The organism is Aeromonas sp. 19NY04SH05-1 (assembly GCF_040581895.1).
Taxonomy (GTDB): Bacteria; Pseudomonadota; Gammaproteobacteria; order Enterobacterales; family Aeromonadaceae; genus Aeromonas; species Aeromonas enteropelogenes.
In genome coordinates this window covers 4,116,988-4,130,345 of record NZ_CP095328.1, presented here as the reverse complement: position 1 = coordinate 4,130,345, position 13,358 = coordinate 4,116,988, and the positions used below count along the sequence as shown (strand labels likewise).

Genomic DNA, 13,358 nt, shown 5'->3' with positions numbered 1-13,358 from the left:
GGCTACACTTGTGGGTGTCTCTCTTGCCAAGGTCCAGTTTATGGTGTCGCCGCGTTTGATGTTTGCCTCCCTGCTCTGCCTGCTGCCGGTGATGGCACAGGCTGCCACCCTTTTCACCTATATAGGCCCGGAGAGCGAGCAGGACCCCCGCACCACCTATGACAGGGAGCTGCTGCGCCTCGCCCTCGACAAGACCCGCGACACCTTTGGTGACTACGAACTGGTTCCTGCGCCCACCATGACCAAGGCGCGAGCACGTCTGAGCATGGATCTCAATCTGCTGCCCAACCTGATGGTGATGGATAGCTACAGCAGTGCCCGCGAGGGAGAGGGGTTGGCCTATGTCCGTTTCCCCATTCACCTCGGTATCGTCAGCTACCGGATCTGCTTTGTCAGCCCGCAGCAACAGGCGGCCGTCACCCGGGTGACCAGTCTCAAGGAACTGCAGCCATTTACTTTCGGTCAGGGCAAGGGGTGGCTGGATATCGAGATCCTGCGCCGCTCGGGCCTGCAAGTGCTGGAGGTGGAGGGCTACGAGAAGCTGTTCAAGATGGTGTCCCGCGGTCGTTTCGATCTGTTTTGCCGCGGGGTGAGCGAGCTTCGCAACGAGTTGCTGACCCATCAGGGGGTGACCGATCTTGCCGTCGATAGCAGCCTGTTACTCTACTACCCCCTGCCACGGGTCTTTTATACCAACGGGAAAAACAGTGAGGCCATCAAGCGGGTCGAGCTGGGGCTGAAACTGGCCTGGCAGGATGGCTCGCTGCAGGCGCTGTGGCGCGGCAGCTTCGGCCCGGCCATCGATTTTGCCAAGTTGCCGCAGCGCCACCTGATCCGGCTGGATAATCCCTTCCTCAAGGGGATTGGCTTCGATTACCGCCCCTACTTCTACAACCCGATGACGGATCGTTTCGGCGATCAGTGAGGCAGATCGCGCTCACGGCAGAGTGCCAGCCAGGCCTCTGCAGTGCGGGAGAGGTAACGCTCCTTCGGCCAGATCACCCCGAGCCGCCAGCTCAGTTCCGGCGCCAGCGGGCGCAGCACCAGCCCGTCCGGGGTCAGCCTGCGGCAGACCGGCTCGGGCAGGAAGGCCACCCCCATGCCGCTGCGCACCATGGCGATGAGAAAGTCCCACTGGCTGCTGCGGGCCGCTACCTGGGGCTCGAAGCCGGCCAGCTGGCAGGCCTGCTCCAGCCGCTCGCTCAGGGTGAAGGCCCGGGTGTAGAGCAGAAAGGGCTCATCTTGCAGGGCATCGAGTCGAAGCGGAGCGTCGCCGTGCCAGCGGGGCAGATCCGGCAACACCACCCGGATCGGGTAGCAGTCCAGATCCAGGGTACTGAGGGCGGCCTCCTCCCTGGTCGGCAGCATGGTGATGGCCAGATCCAGCTCTCCCTCCAGCACCGCCTGTTCGATGCGGCGTCCACCATACTCCACCAGGCTCAGCTCCACGCCGGGATAACGGGCCCGATAGGCGCGGATCAGGTCCGCATAGACATGGCCCACCATGGGGGGAATGCCGAGGGTGAGGCGTCCGTGCTTCAGGCTCTGCAGGTCGGCCAGCTCGTCTTCCAGCTGCTGCATCTCGGCGAGTATGGTCTGGGCGCGGTTGAACAGCACCCGGCCGCTGTCGGTCAGGGTGAAGCGGCGCCCCTCGCGGTTGAGCAGGGGCTGGCCCAGCTCCTCCTCCATGTTGCGGATCATCTTGCTGATGGTGGGCTGGGTGACGAACAGCTTTTCCGAGGCGCGGGTGAAACTCTGTTCCCGCACCAGTTCGACGAAGTAGCGCAAGGCCCGGATATCCATGGATTTCCCTCTGGTTGGCGTGTGTCTGACCGGGTTATCCTAACATGCTAATTTGGCATGATTTTGATAATTTAAATTCATTTTTTGCAGGTTTCCCGTCTCTTTATACTGTGACCCAGTTCACAGAAAGACGACGATAATGAGAGCCCTCTGCATTCGCTGGTTACAGACTCCCTTCCAAATCGCCCTGCTGGCCCTTGTCTGGCTGCTGGCCGATACCGCCGTGCGTACCCTGCACATTCCGCTCCCCGCCAACCTCACCGGTATGCTGTTGCTGCTGGCCTGCATCCTGCTCGGGGTGGTCAAGGCCGAATGGTTCAGCGCCGGTGCCCGCTGGCTGCTGGCGGAAATGCTGCTGTTCTTCGTGCCCGCCGTGGTGGCGGTAGTCAACTATCAGGAGCTGCTGTTGCAGGAGGGGTGGCGCATCATGGTGGTGCTGCTGGTCAGTACCACGCTGGTGCTTGGCACCACGGCCCTGGTGGTGGACCGGGTCTATCGCCTCGAGCTGAAATTGGCCCGCCGGAGTCGTCGCCATGTCTGATACCCTGCTCGGCTTCGTCTGTTTCGCCCTGACCCTGATCTTCTACTACGCCAGCAAGTGGCTCTATGGCAAAAAGCGCATCCTGCCCCTGATGCCGTTGTTGCTGGCGCCCACCCTGTTGGTGGCGGTGGTCTTGCTGTTCCACATTCCCTACCGGGACTACATGGCCGAATCCCACTGGCTGCTCTGGTTGCTGGGGCCGGCGACCGTGGCTTTTGCGGTGCCCGTCTACGAGAATCGCCGGCTCATTCGTCGGCACTGGCTCTCTCTTTCGGTGGGGGTGGTGGCCTCCGTCATCATGGCGGTGGGCAGCACCGTCTTGCTGGCCCGCTGGCTGGATCTCTCCGACATGCTGCAGCGCAGCCTGGCGATGCGCTCCATCACCACTCCGTTTGCGGTGGAGGCGACCCGCGCCATCGGTGGCGAGAGCGATCTCACCGCCCTGTTCGTGGTGCTGACCGGGGTGATCGGCATGGCGGTCGGCGAGAGCGTGCTCACCGTGCTGGCCATTCGCAGCCGGCTCGGCAAGGGGGCCGGGTTTGGTGCCTCGGCCCATGGCGCCGGCACCGCCAGGGCTTACCAGATAGGCAATGAGGAAGGGGTGGTCTCCAGCATGGTGATGATGATCGCTGGCATGGTCACCGTGCTGCTGGCACCCCTGCTGGGCAAGATCTTCTGGTAAGGAGAGGCGTGCCTCCTCGGGCAGTACTCGGCGCTACACTCAAAGCAGTGCGCCCGGGACGAGCCATATGACCAACCATCGCCTTGCTCTCTGTTGTCTGCTCTTCTGCAGCCTGTTTTTCGCCAGCCCAACCCGGGCTGGCGATGTCTTTACCCATATCAGCCCGGAGAGTGAACGGGATATGCGGGCTCTCTATACTCACGACCTGCTGCAACTGGCGCTGGAGAAGACCCGCGATAGCCACGGTGATTACGAGCTGCGGCTGGCACCACCGATGAACCGGGTGCGGATGCGCCAAGCTATGAAAGCCAACCTCTATCCCAACCTGTTCGCGGCCGATACCCCGCAACCGGCGGCGATCAGTGACTCCCTCGATTATGTGCGATTCCCGGTGGAGCTGGGTCTGCTCGGTTACCGCATCTGTTTTGTCAGCCCGCAGCAGGCACAGGCGGTGGCGAACGTGAGTACCCTGGCCCAGTTGCGGCAGTTTGTGCACGGTCAGGGGCGTGGTTGGCAGGATGTGGCCATTCTGCGCAATGCCGGCTTGCGGGTTCAGGAGGTCGACAGCTATGAGCGGCTGTTCCGGCTGGTCGCCCGCGGTCGGGTCGATCTGTTTTGCCGCGGGGTGAATGAGGTGTTCATCGAGCAGGAGCAACACGGGGATCTGCCGGCGCTCACCGTGGATCAACGCCTGGTGCTGCACTATCCCTTCCTCCATCTCTTTTACACCAACAAGGCCAATCAGGCGGCGATCCAGCGTATCTCGGAGGGGATCCGGCTGGCCTGGCAGGATGGCTCGTTGCAGCGGCTCTGGCTGCATCACTTCAAACCCTCCCTCGACCGGGCGAAGCTGGATGAGCGGTTGTACTTCGAACTGCCCAATCCCTTGCTCAAGGAGATGGATTTCGACTATCGCGCCTACTACTACGATCCGCTCAAGGGGCAGTTCGGCCCCGGCTTGCCCTGACAAGGGTTGGCAGCCAGCCATGAAAAAGGGGAACCTCGCGGTTCCCCTGTTTGCATTTGTTGCCGGTTACAGCATCTGCTTGAGGCGATAGAGCAGATCCAGCGCCTGACGCGGGGTGAGCTCATCCGGGCGCACCGCTTCCAGCTCCTCCACCACCGGATGGCTCTGGGGCGGCAGGGCGACCGGGGTCGGGCGCACTTCACCGGCGGCCACCGGGGTGGCGCTCTCCAGCTCGTGCAGCTTGTGACGGGCCTGATGGATCACCGATTTGGGCACTCCCGCCAATGCCGCCACCTGCAAGCCGTAGGAGCGGCTGGCTGCCCCCTCCTGTACCGCGTGCATGAAAGCGATGGTGTCGCCGTGCTCCACCGCATCCAGATGGACGTTGGCCAGCCCGCTCATCAGCTCCGGCAAGCGGGTCAGCTCGAAGTAGTGGGTGGCGAACAGGGTGTAGGCGCCAATCTTGCTCGCCAGCTGTTCGGCGCAGGCCCACGCCAGCGAGAGGCCGTCGTAGGTGCTGGTGCCGCGGCCGATCTCGTCCATCAGCACCAGGCTGCGGGCGGTGGCGTTGTTGAGGATATTGGCGGTTTCGGTCATCTCCACCATAAAGGTGGATCTTCCCGATGCCAGGTCATCCGACGCCCCGATGCGGGTGAAAATGCGGTCGATGGGGCCGATGCGGGCGCTGTCGGCCGGCACGAAGGCACCGATATGGGCCAGCAGCACGATGAGCGCAGTCTGGCGCATGTAGGTGGATTTACCGCCCATGTTGGGGCCGGTGATGATCAGCATCCGCCGTTCCCGCTCCAGCCGGATCGGGTTGGCGATAAAGGGATCCGTCATCACTTGCTCCACCACCGGATGGCGGCCCGCCTCGATCAGGATCTGATCCTCCTCGATGAGGGTAGGGCAACGGTAGTCGAGGGTCTCGGCCCGCTCGGCCAGGTTGGCCAACACGTCCAGCTCCGCCAGCGCGGCAGCGGATTCCTGCAGATCGCCGAGGTGCGGCAGCAGGGCATCGAGCAGCTCCTCGTAGAGGCGTTTCTCCAGCGCCAGCGCCTGAGCCTGAGCGGTGAGTACCTTGTCCTCGTACTTTTTCAGCTCGTCGATGATGTAGCGCTCGTTGTTTTTCAGCGTCTGGCGACGGATGTAGTGGGCCGGCACCAGATGGCTGTTGGCACGGCTCACCTCGATATAGAAGCCGTGCACCTTGTTGTAACCCACCTTGAGGGTATTGATGCCGGTCAGCAGCCGTTCGCGCTCCTCGATGCGGGCCAGGCTGGCGGTGGCGCCGTTGGCCAGATCCCGCAGCTCGTCCAGCTCGGTGTTGAATCCTTCGCGGATGACGCCGCCATCGCGAATGAGCACCGGTGGCACCTCCATCACGGCGCGCTCCAGCAAGTCATGCAACTCGGGGAAGGTGCTGGCACGCTCGCGCAGTTGTTGTACCGCCTCGTGTTCGCTCTCCGCCAGCAACCGCTGCAGTTCGGGCAGTTGGGCGAAGGCCTGGCGCAAACGGGTGAGGTCGCGCGGGCGGGCAGAGCGCAGGGCCAGGCGCGCCAGCACCCGCTCCACGTCGCCGACCTGGCGCAGCAAACCGCCCAGCTCGTCATATAGGTTCTGCTCGATGAGCTCCTTGATGGTGCTCTGGCGACCTTTGAGGATCACCCGATCGCGGATCGGCTGGTGGATCCAGCGCTTGAGCAGCCGGCTGCCCATGGGGGTAGCGGTACAGTCCAGCACGGCGGAGAGGGTGTTGTCGTGGCCGCCGGCCAGATTCTGGGTCAGCTCTAGGTTGCGGCGGGTGGCGGCATCCATGATGACTGCGTGATCGGGCTGTTCGAGGCGCACGCTGCGAATGTGGGGCAGGGCGGTGCGCTGGGTGTCTTTCACGTACTGCATCAGGCAGCCGGCGGCGCACAGGGCGGTCTCGCTCTGCTCGACTCCAAAGCCCACCAGATCCTGGGTGCCGAACTGCTGGCACAAGAGCTTGCGGGCGGTGCCGAGCTCGAATTCCCACTCCGGGCGGCGGCGCAGACCGCGGCGACCCTCGACGTGGTGCAGGAAGGCGAACGATTCGGGGTAGAGCAGCTCGGCCGGGTTGGTGCGCTGCAGCTCCGCCAGCAGGGTCTCTTCTTTCTCGAACTGGTTGATGAAGAAACGGCCCGAGCCTATGTCCATGGTGCCGTAGCCGAAGCGGTGGCCATCGTGGTAGACGGCGGCGATCAGGTTGTCCTGACGCTCGCTGAGCAACGCCTCGTCGGAGACGGTGCCCGGGGTGATGATGCGAATAACCTTGCGCTCCACCGGCCCCTTGCTGGTGGCAGGATCCCCCACCTGTTCGCAGATGGCAGCGGATTCGCCCAGCTGCACCAGCTTGGCCAGATACCCCTCGATGGCGTGATAAGGCACGCCCGCCATGGGGATGGGACTGCCCGCCGACTGGCCGCGCTTGGTCAGGGAGATGTCGAGCAACTGGGAAGCCTTGCGGGCATCGTCGTAGAACAGTTCGTAGAAGTCGCCCATCCGGTAGAACAGCAGGATCTCCGGGTTCTCGGCCTTGAGGGTCAGATACTGCTGCATCATGGGCGTGTGGGCGCTGAGATTGGCGCCTGGCGCGGCGCCAGTGGCTTGGTGTTGTGCGGTCATGTGCTATTCCAGAAGGGGCCTCTGCGGGCCTGTGTCTGCGGTGATGAGCCTTGAGCTTGATGGCGCCATTCTACACATAAGCGCCGCGACGGGGGAGGTCGGCTTGGATTGCCCCCGGTTGCGGGCGACAGGATCGGGATCGCATAATGTGCCTCTTCAATGAGCAGGAGATCCGCCATGACACTGGATGCAGAGATTGAGCACCTGGCCATCGAGTTGGGACAGGCCCTCGGCCAGCGCGACTGGCTGGCGGCGACCGCCGAGTCCTGCACCGGCGGCGGGGTGGCGAGCGCCATCACCGACATCGCGGGCAGCTCCGGCTGGTTTGATCGCGGCTTTGTCACCTACACCAACGAGGCCAAGCAGCAGATGCTGGGGGTGAGCGACGAGAGCCTTGAGCGGCATGGCGCCGTGAGCGAGGCAGTGGTGCTGGAGATGGCCCGCGGCGCCCTGGCCCACTCGTCTGCCTCCATCAGTGTGGCCATCAGCGGCATCGCCGGCCCCGGCGGCGCTACCGAAGGCAAGCCGGTCGGTACCGTCTGGTTTGCCTGGGCGGATAGCTCGGGACGTCATCACTCCCTGCTTGCCCGCTTCGACGGCGACCGCCGGCAGGTGCGCCAGCAGGCGGTGAGACAGGCCTTGTCGGGTCTGTTGGCCCTGCTCAGATAAATTGGGCTTGATACTGTATGAATAGACAGTATACTTAGCCCAACTTCACTTCTTACTCACGATTTCCAGCGGAGATTGGCATGGATCAGAACAAACAGAAGGCACTGGCGGCTGCGCTGGGTCAGATCGAAAAGCAGTTTGGCAAAGGCTCCATCATGCGTCTGGGCGACAGCAAGACCATGGACATCGAAGCCATTTCTACCGGTTCTCTCTCCCTGGACGTGGCGCTGGGGATCGGTGGTCTGCCGTGCGGTCGTATCGTCGAGATCTACGGCCCGGAATCTTCCGGTAAAACCACCCTCACCCTGCAGGTGATCGCGGAAGCCCAGAAGAAGGGCAAGACCTGTGCCTTCGTCGATGCGGAGCACGCACTCGACCCCATCTATGCCGCCAAACTGGGCGTCAACGTCGATGATCTGTTGATCTCCCAGCCGGATACCGGCGAACAGGCGCTCGAGATCTGCGACATGCTGGTGCGCTCCAACGCCGTCGACGTCATCATCGTCGACTCCGTGGCCGCCCTGACTCCGAAAGCGGAAATCGAGGGCGAGATGGGTGACTCCCACGTCGGCCTGCAAGCCCGTCTGATGTCCCAGGCGCTGCGTAAATTGACCGCCAACATCAAGAACGCCAACTGCCTGTGCATCTTCATCAACCAGATCCGGATGAAGATCGGCGTCATGTTTGGTAGCCCGGAGACCACGACCGGTGGTAACGCACTGAAGTTCTACGCCTCCGTGCGTCTGGATATTCGTCGTACCGGCGCCATCAAGGAAGGGGATGAAGTGGTCGGCAACGAGACCCGCGTCAAGGTGGTCAAGAACAAGGTGGCCCCGCCCTTTAAGCAGGCTGAATTCCAGATTTTCTACGGCGCCGGCATCTCCAAAGAGGGCGAGCTGGTGGATCTGGGCGTCAAGCACAAGCTGATCGACAAGGCCGGTGCCTGGTACAGCTACAACGGCGAGAAGATCGGTCAGGGCAAGGCCAACGTGATGAAGCTGTTTGCCGAGAACAAGGCCATGGCTGCAGAGGTAGAGGCCAAGCTGCGCGAGCTGCTGCTCTCCGGCGCCGTTCCTGCCGATGACAAGGCGGTCGTTGCGGAAGAAGACGAGTTCGACGTCGAAAGCGAACAAGAGTTCGAATAACGAGTAACAGGAAGGCCGGGTCGATACCCGGCCTTGTCATTTATGGTTGATGAATCCACTACCGAACCCGCACAGCCCAGCTTCGAAGAGCAGCTGGCGGCCGCCCGCAACTTCGCCATGCGCAGTCTCGCCCGCCGCGAGAGTGCCGAATCCGAACTGGCCAACCGGCTGCGCCAGCAGGGGTTCAGCCAGGAGGTGATCGAAGCGGTCGTCGACTACTGCCGTGGCTACAACTGGGTCAATGACGAGCGCTATGGCGCCATGGCGGTGCGAGCCGGTGCCGCCAAGGGGCACGGGCCCATCAAGATCCGCTTCGACCTGCGACGCAAGGGGCTGGACGACAGCCAGATCGACGCCGCCTTCGAGCAACCCGAACTGGACTGGTTCGAACTGGCTTTTGATCTGCTGGAGCGGCGCGCCAGAGTCGCCGATCTGGCCGATTTCAAGCTACGCATGAAGTGGCTCAAGTATCTGCTGGGGCGAGGCTTTACCCAGGATCAGGCCCGTTATGCCCTCTCTGCCTTGCAGGAGCGGGAGGAATAGGGACGCGGTGCAGGCTGGCGAGATAACAAGATGTCGGTGACGATAACTGCCAGTTCGTCTCCTGCGCTGACCATAGGGCCGCGTGGCCCCTGAGCCTGTCAATTCCCTTTAACCGGCTCCTTCTCGCCAGCTTCCCTTCGTCTGACGACTCACCGGGACTCGCTCCTTGATCGCGGCTCAGCAGCTTTTTCCTGTTTGTTCAGTGGCTTGGCTACGGATGATGAAACGGGTCCGGTTTTGTCGCATCCTGCGGTTATTTTCCGCTGCTTTTGGCGCGATCCGTGGCCGGAAAAGCGTGCATTTGCCTCCCTTTTCTTCACCCGCCCGTTTATGCGTGCTTTTTCGCCCGTGACGGGCCGGTACGTTTTACTTTACCCCGCAGAAAACTTACATTAATGCGGTTAAAAGTCCGTATTCGAATCAAGCAGGATTTTCCATGTATATGTCCACGTCTGAGATACGCACCGCGTTTCTCGAGTATTTCCGTTCCCAGGGGCACCAGGTTGTCTCCTCCAGCTCGCTGGTACCGCATAACGACCCGACCCTGTTGTTTACCAACGCGGGTATGAACCAGTTCAAGGATGTCTTCCTTGGCGCAGACAAGCGTGCCTACAACCGCGCAACCACCTCCCAGCGTTGCGTGCGTGCCGGTGGTAAGCACAACGATCTGGAAAACGTCGGCTATACCGCTCGTCACCACACCTTCTTCGAGATGCTGGGCAACTTCAGTTTTGGCGACTACTTCAAGCAGGATGCCATCAAGTTCGCCTGGGGTTTCCTGACCGAGGTGCTGCAACTGCCGAAAGAGCGCCTGCTGGTGACCGTCTACGCGACTGACGATGAAGCCTTCGACATCTGGGAAAAGGAAGTTGGCGTGCCGGCCGATCGCATCGTGCGCATCGGCGACAACAAGGGAGCGCCATACGCTTCCGACAACTTCTGGGCCATGGGCGATACCGGCCCGTGCGGTCCCTGCACCGAGATCTTCTATGACCACGGCGATCACATCTGGGGTGGTCCTCCCGGTTCTCCGGAAGAGGATGGCGACCGCTTTATCGAGATCTGGAACGTGGTGTTCATGCAGTTCAACCGTCAGGCCGACGGCACCATGGAACCGCTGCCCCGTCCGTCCGTGGATACCGGCATGGGCTTGGAGCGTATCTCCGCCATCATGCAGGGTGTGCACTCCAACTACGAGATCGACATCTTCCAGGCGCTGATCAAGAAGGCGGCCGAGATTGTCGGCACCACCGATCTCAGCAACCAGTCCCTGCGCGTCATCGCCGACCACATCCGCTCCTGCGCCTTCCTGGTCGCTGACGGTGTCATGCCCTCCAACGAGGGTCGTGGCTATGTGCTGCGTCGCATCATCCGTCGCGCCGTGCGCCACGGTCGCAAGCTGGGCGCCACTGATGTCTTCTTCTACAAGCTGGCCGCCGAGCTGGCGGTGCAGATGAAGGATGTGGCCGAAGAGCTGATCGCCCAGCTGCCGCTGGTCGAGCGCGTGCTGCGCATCGAAGAGGAGCAGTTCGTCCGCACCCTGGACCGCGGTCTGCTGCTGCTGGAAGATGCCCTGGCGAACCTGGGTGACGCCAAGGTCATTCCGGGCGAGGTGGTGTTCAAGCTGTACGACACCTACGGCTTCCCGGCCGACTTGACTGCCGACGTGGTGCGCGAGCGCGAGATCGGCATCGATGAGGAAGGCTTCAACGCCGAGATGGAGAAGCAGCGTGCCCGTGCCAAAGAGGCCTCCAGCTTCGGTGTGAACTACAACGAGATGCTCAAACTCGACTTCGAGACCCCGTTCACCGGTTACAAGACCCTGAACGAGCAGACTCGCGTGATCGGCATCTACAAGGGCACCGAAGAGGTGAATGCGCTGATCGCCGGTGACGAAGCCGTCATCGTGCTGGAGCAGACCCCCTTCTACGCCGAGTCCGGTGGCCAGATCGGCGACACCGGTACCCTCAAGGTGGACGACGGCATCTTCGCCGTGACTGACACCATGAAGGCGGGCAAGGCCATCATCCACAAGGGCTACATGGAGCTGGGCACCCTGGAGAAGGGCGCCGAGGTGGAAGCCGTGGTGGATGGCGACCGTCGTCAGGCCGTGGCCCTGAACCACTCTGTGACTCACCTGCTGCACGCTGCCCTGCGTCAGGCACTCGGTGATCACGTGACCCAGAAGGGCTCCCTGGTGGGCGCCGAGCGCATGCGTTTCGACTTCTCCCACTTCGAAGGCCTGACCATGGCGACCATTCGCCGGATCGAGGAGCTGGTCAACGCCCAGATCCGTGCCAACCATGAAGTCAGCACCCAGGTCATGGGTCTGGAAGCCGCCAAGGCGGCCGGTGCCATGGCGCTGTTCGGCGAGAAGTATGAAGACGACGTGCGCGTGGTGCGCATGGGCGACTACTCCACCGAGCTGTGTGGTGGTACCCACGCCAAGCGTACCGGTGACATCGGCTTCTTCAAGATCATCGCCGAGAGCGGTATCGCCGCCGGTGTGCGTCGTATCGAAGCGGTGACCGGCAAGGCCGCCATCGACTACATGCACCAGCTGGGTGAGCAGATCGAAGAGACTGCGGCCCTCATCAAGGGTGACCAGTTCTCCCTGGCGGACAAGGTGCGTCAGGTGCTGGACAAGGCCAAGATGATGGAGCGCGAGCTGGAGCAGCTCAAGGCCAAGCTGGCTGCCCAGGCCGGTAACGATTTGCTGAGCCAGGTCATCGAGATCAAGGGTCAGAAGGTGCTGGTTGCAGCGCTGGAAGGGGCCGATCCCAAGTCCCTGCGCGGCATGCTGGACGAGCTGAAGAACCAGATGAAATCCGGTGTCGTACTGCTGGCAACCAGCAGCGATGACAAGGTCAACCTGATCGCCGGTGTCACCAACGACCTGACCGGCAAGGTCAAGGCCGGTGAACTGGTCAATCTGGTAGCCCAGCAGGTGGGCGGCAAGGGCGGTGGTCGTCCGGACATGGCTCAGGCGGGTGGTACCCAGCCAGAGGCCGTACCGGCAGCGCTGCAATCCGTTCACTCCTGGCTGGAAGAGCGCCTGTAATAGGGCGAGGTGATCTGTGGCACTCTATGTACAGAAGTACGGCGGCACCTCGGTCGGCACATTGGAGCGGATCGAGGCGGTCGCTGAGCGGGTTCAGCAGACCCGCGCCCAGGGACACGATGTGGTGGTGGTGGTCTCCGCCATGTCGGGCGAAACCAACCGGTTGCTGGGCATGGCCCAGCAGCTGGATCCTGATGCCAACCGGCGCGAGATGGACGTGCTCGTCTCCACCGGTGAGCAGGTCACCATAGCGCTGTTGGCGATCGCGTTGAACAAACGCGGTTGTCCTGCGGTCTCAATGACCGGTGATCAGGTACGCATTCACACCGATTCCGCCTATGGCAAGGCGCGCATCACCCATATCGATACCGAGCTGGTTCAGGCAGAACTGGCGGCGGGCAAGGTAGTTGTGATCGCCGGTTTTCAGGGCCGTGATGAGCACAACGCCATCACTACTCTGGGCCGGGGCGGCTCGGACACCACGGCAGTTGCCGTGGCGGCGGCCATCGAGGCCGATGAGTGCCAGATCTTTACCGATGTTGATGGGGTGTACACCACGGATCCGCGCATCGAGCCCAAGGCTCGTCGTCTCGATACCATCACCTTCGAGGAGATGCTGGAGATGGCCAGCCTGGGGGCCAAGGTGCTGCAGATCCGTTCGGTGGAGTTTGCGGGCAAATACCGCGTCCCGCTGCGGGTACTGTCGAGCTTTATCGATGGAGAGGGAACCTTAATCACATATGGAGGTGAGAGGATGGAAGCTCCCCTGGTATCCGGGATCGCTTTTAACCGCAACGAGGCCAGCCTGACCATTCTGGGTGTGCCTGACAAACCGACCGTGGCCGCGCAGATCCTGAATCCGATCAGCGATGCCAACATTGATGTCGACATGATCGTGCAAAACACTCTGGGTGACGGCACCGCCGACTTCACCTTTACGGTGAATCGGGACGATTACCGCCGTGCCCGCGCACTGCTTGAGGAAACGGCCAGCGAGCTGGGCGCCTCCTGTGTGCAGGGAAATGGCGAGATCGCCAAGGTTTCCATTGTCGGTGTCGGCATGTGGAACCACCCCGGTGTTGCCCGCACCATGTTCAAGGTATTGGGCGAGGAGGGGATCAACATGCAGCTGATTTCCACCTCTGAAATCAAAATCTCTGTGGTGATTGACGAGAAGTATCTGGAGCTGGCGGTGCGAGCCCTGCACGCCGCTTTCGGGTTGGATCAAGCGCCCCAAGAGCAGCCCCTGGGCTAACAATCTCTGATTGATTTAGTTTCAACCATTTACCATATCGGTA

The 13,358-nt window shown here is 62.1% G+C and carries 11 protein-coding genes; 9 read left to right on the top strand and 2 right to left on the bottom strand.

Annotated elements, in window-relative coordinates:
- Nucleotides 1–40 precede the first annotated feature (40 nt).
- Nucleotides 41–925 carry a hypothetical protein gene (locus tag MRK42_RS19010; protein WP_354689063.1) on the top strand — a complete coding sequence of 295 codons (885 nt, stop codon included), beginning with the start codon at nucleotides 41–43 and terminating at the stop codon, nucleotides 923–925.
- Here MRK42_RS19010 and MRK42_RS19005 read toward each other — a convergent pair.
- On the bottom strand, nucleotides 919–1,803 hold the full coding sequence (locus MRK42_RS19005; protein WP_354688524.1) for a LysR substrate-binding domain-containing protein: 885 nt from the start codon (nucleotides 1,801–1,803) through the stop codon (nucleotides 919–921). The two genes, MRK42_RS19010 and MRK42_RS19005, sit on opposite strands and share 7 nt — an antisense overlap.
- Nucleotides 1,804–1,942: 139 nt before the next feature.
- Here MRK42_RS19005 and MRK42_RS19000 point away from each other — a divergent pair, with 139 nt between their 5' ends.
- The 3 genes from MRK42_RS19000 to MRK42_RS18990 all read left to right on the top strand — a co-directional run bounded on the left by MRK42_RS19000 (nucleotide 1,943) and on the right by MRK42_RS18990 (nucleotide 3,993).
- Nucleotides 1,943–2,344 (top strand): CidA/LrgA family protein, encoded by a 402-nt coding sequence (locus MRK42_RS19000; RefSeq protein WP_354688523.1) that lies wholly within the window; start codon nucleotides 1,943–1,945, stop codon nucleotides 2,342–2,344.
- The gene (locus MRK42_RS18995) at nucleotides 2,337–3,026 is read left to right on the top strand and encodes an LrgB family protein (RefSeq protein WP_042025144.1); all 690 of its coding nucleotides are present in this window, start codon (nucleotides 2,337–2,339) and stop codon (nucleotides 3,024–3,026) included. Before MRK42_RS19000 ends, MRK42_RS18995 begins: the two co-directional genes overlap by 8 nt.
- Nucleotides 3,027–3,093: 67 nt before the next feature.
- Nucleotides 3,094–3,993, top strand: coding sequence for a hypothetical protein (locus tag MRK42_RS18990; protein WP_354688522.1), 900 nt, complete (start codon nucleotides 3,094–3,096; stop codon nucleotides 3,991–3,993).
- Between the two features lie 66 nt (nucleotides 3,994–4,059).
- Here MRK42_RS18990 and mutS read toward each other — a convergent pair whose 3' ends face one another.
- Complete coding sequence (gene mutS, locus MRK42_RS18985; RefSeq protein ID WP_354688521.1) at nucleotides 4,060–6,642, bottom strand: DNA mismatch repair protein MutS; 2,583 nt, start codon at nucleotides 6,640–6,642, stop codon at nucleotides 4,060–4,062.
- A 177-nt stretch (nucleotides 6,643–6,819) separates the two neighbouring features.
- Between mutS and pncC the strand changes: the two genes are divergently transcribed.
- The 5 genes from pncC (at nucleotide 6,820) to MRK42_RS18960 (ending at nucleotide 13,315) form a co-directional block, all read left to right on the top strand.
- The gene (pncC, locus tag MRK42_RS18980; protein ID WP_354688520.1) at nucleotides 6,820–7,311 is read left to right on the top strand and encodes a nicotinamide-nucleotide amidase; all 492 of its coding nucleotides are present in this window, start codon (nucleotides 6,820–6,822) and stop codon (nucleotides 7,309–7,311) included.
- Between the two features lie 80 nt (nucleotides 7,312–7,391).
- Complete coding sequence (gene recA / locus MRK42_RS18975) at nucleotides 7,392–8,456, top strand: recombinase RecA (RefSeq protein ID WP_354688519.1); 1,065 nt, start codon at nucleotides 7,392–7,394, stop codon at nucleotides 8,454–8,456.
- A 42-nt stretch (nucleotides 8,457–8,498) separates the two neighbouring features.
- Nucleotides 8,499–8,999, top strand: coding sequence for a regulatory protein RecX (locus tag MRK42_RS18970; protein WP_026456469.1), 501 nt, complete (start codon nucleotides 8,499–8,501; stop codon nucleotides 8,997–8,999).
- A gap of 436 nt (nucleotides 9,000–9,435) precedes the next feature.
- Entirely contained in the window at nucleotides 9,436–12,060 is a 2,625-nt protein-coding gene (gene alaS / locus MRK42_RS18965) for an alanine--tRNA ligase (RefSeq protein WP_354688518.1), read from the top strand.
- 16 nt (nucleotides 12,061–12,076) lie between these two features.
- Nucleotides 12,077–13,315 (top strand): aspartate kinase, encoded by a 1,239-nt coding sequence (locus MRK42_RS18960; protein WP_026456467.1) that lies wholly within the window; start codon nucleotides 12,077–12,079, stop codon nucleotides 13,313–13,315.
- Nucleotides 13,316–13,358: the final 43 nt, after the last annotated feature.

Bases quoted from the DNA above. Each gene is read 5' to 3' on its own strand.
- alaS (WP_354688518.1), top strand. From the start codon at position 9,436: ATGTATATGTCCACGTCTGAGATACGCACCGCGTTTCTCGAGTATTTC.
- mutS (WP_354688521.1), bottom strand. From the start codon at position 6,642: ATGACCGCACAACACCAAGCCACTGGCGCCGCGCCAGGCGCCAATCTC.
- MRK42_RS19010 (WP_354689063.1), top strand. From the start codon at position 41: ATGGTGTCGCCGCGTTTGATGTTTGCCTCCCTGCTCTGCCTGCTGCCG.
- recA (WP_354688519.1), top strand. From the start codon at position 7,392: ATGGATCAGAACAAACAGAAGGCACTGGCGGCTGCGCTGGGTCAGATC.
- MRK42_RS18990 (WP_354688522.1), top strand. From the start codon at position 3,094: ATGACCAACCATCGCCTTGCTCTCTGTTGTCTGCTCTTCTGCAGCCTG.
- MRK42_RS18995 (WP_042025144.1), top strand. From the start codon at position 2,337: ATGTCTGATACCCTGCTCGGCTTCGTCTGTTTCGCCCTGACCCTGATC.
- MRK42_RS18970 (WP_026456469.1), top strand. From the start codon at position 8,499: ATGGTTGATGAATCCACTACCGAACCCGCACAGCCCAGCTTCGAAGAG.
- MRK42_RS19005 (WP_354688524.1), bottom strand. From the start codon at position 1,803: ATGGATATCCGGGCCTTGCGCTACTTCGTCGAACTGGTGCGGGAACAG.
- pncC (WP_354688520.1), top strand. From the start codon at position 6,820: ATGACACTGGATGCAGAGATTGAGCACCTGGCCATCGAGTTGGGACAG.
- MRK42_RS19000 (WP_354688523.1), top strand. From the start codon at position 1,943: ATGAGAGCCCTCTGCATTCGCTGGTTACAGACTCCCTTCCAAATCGCC.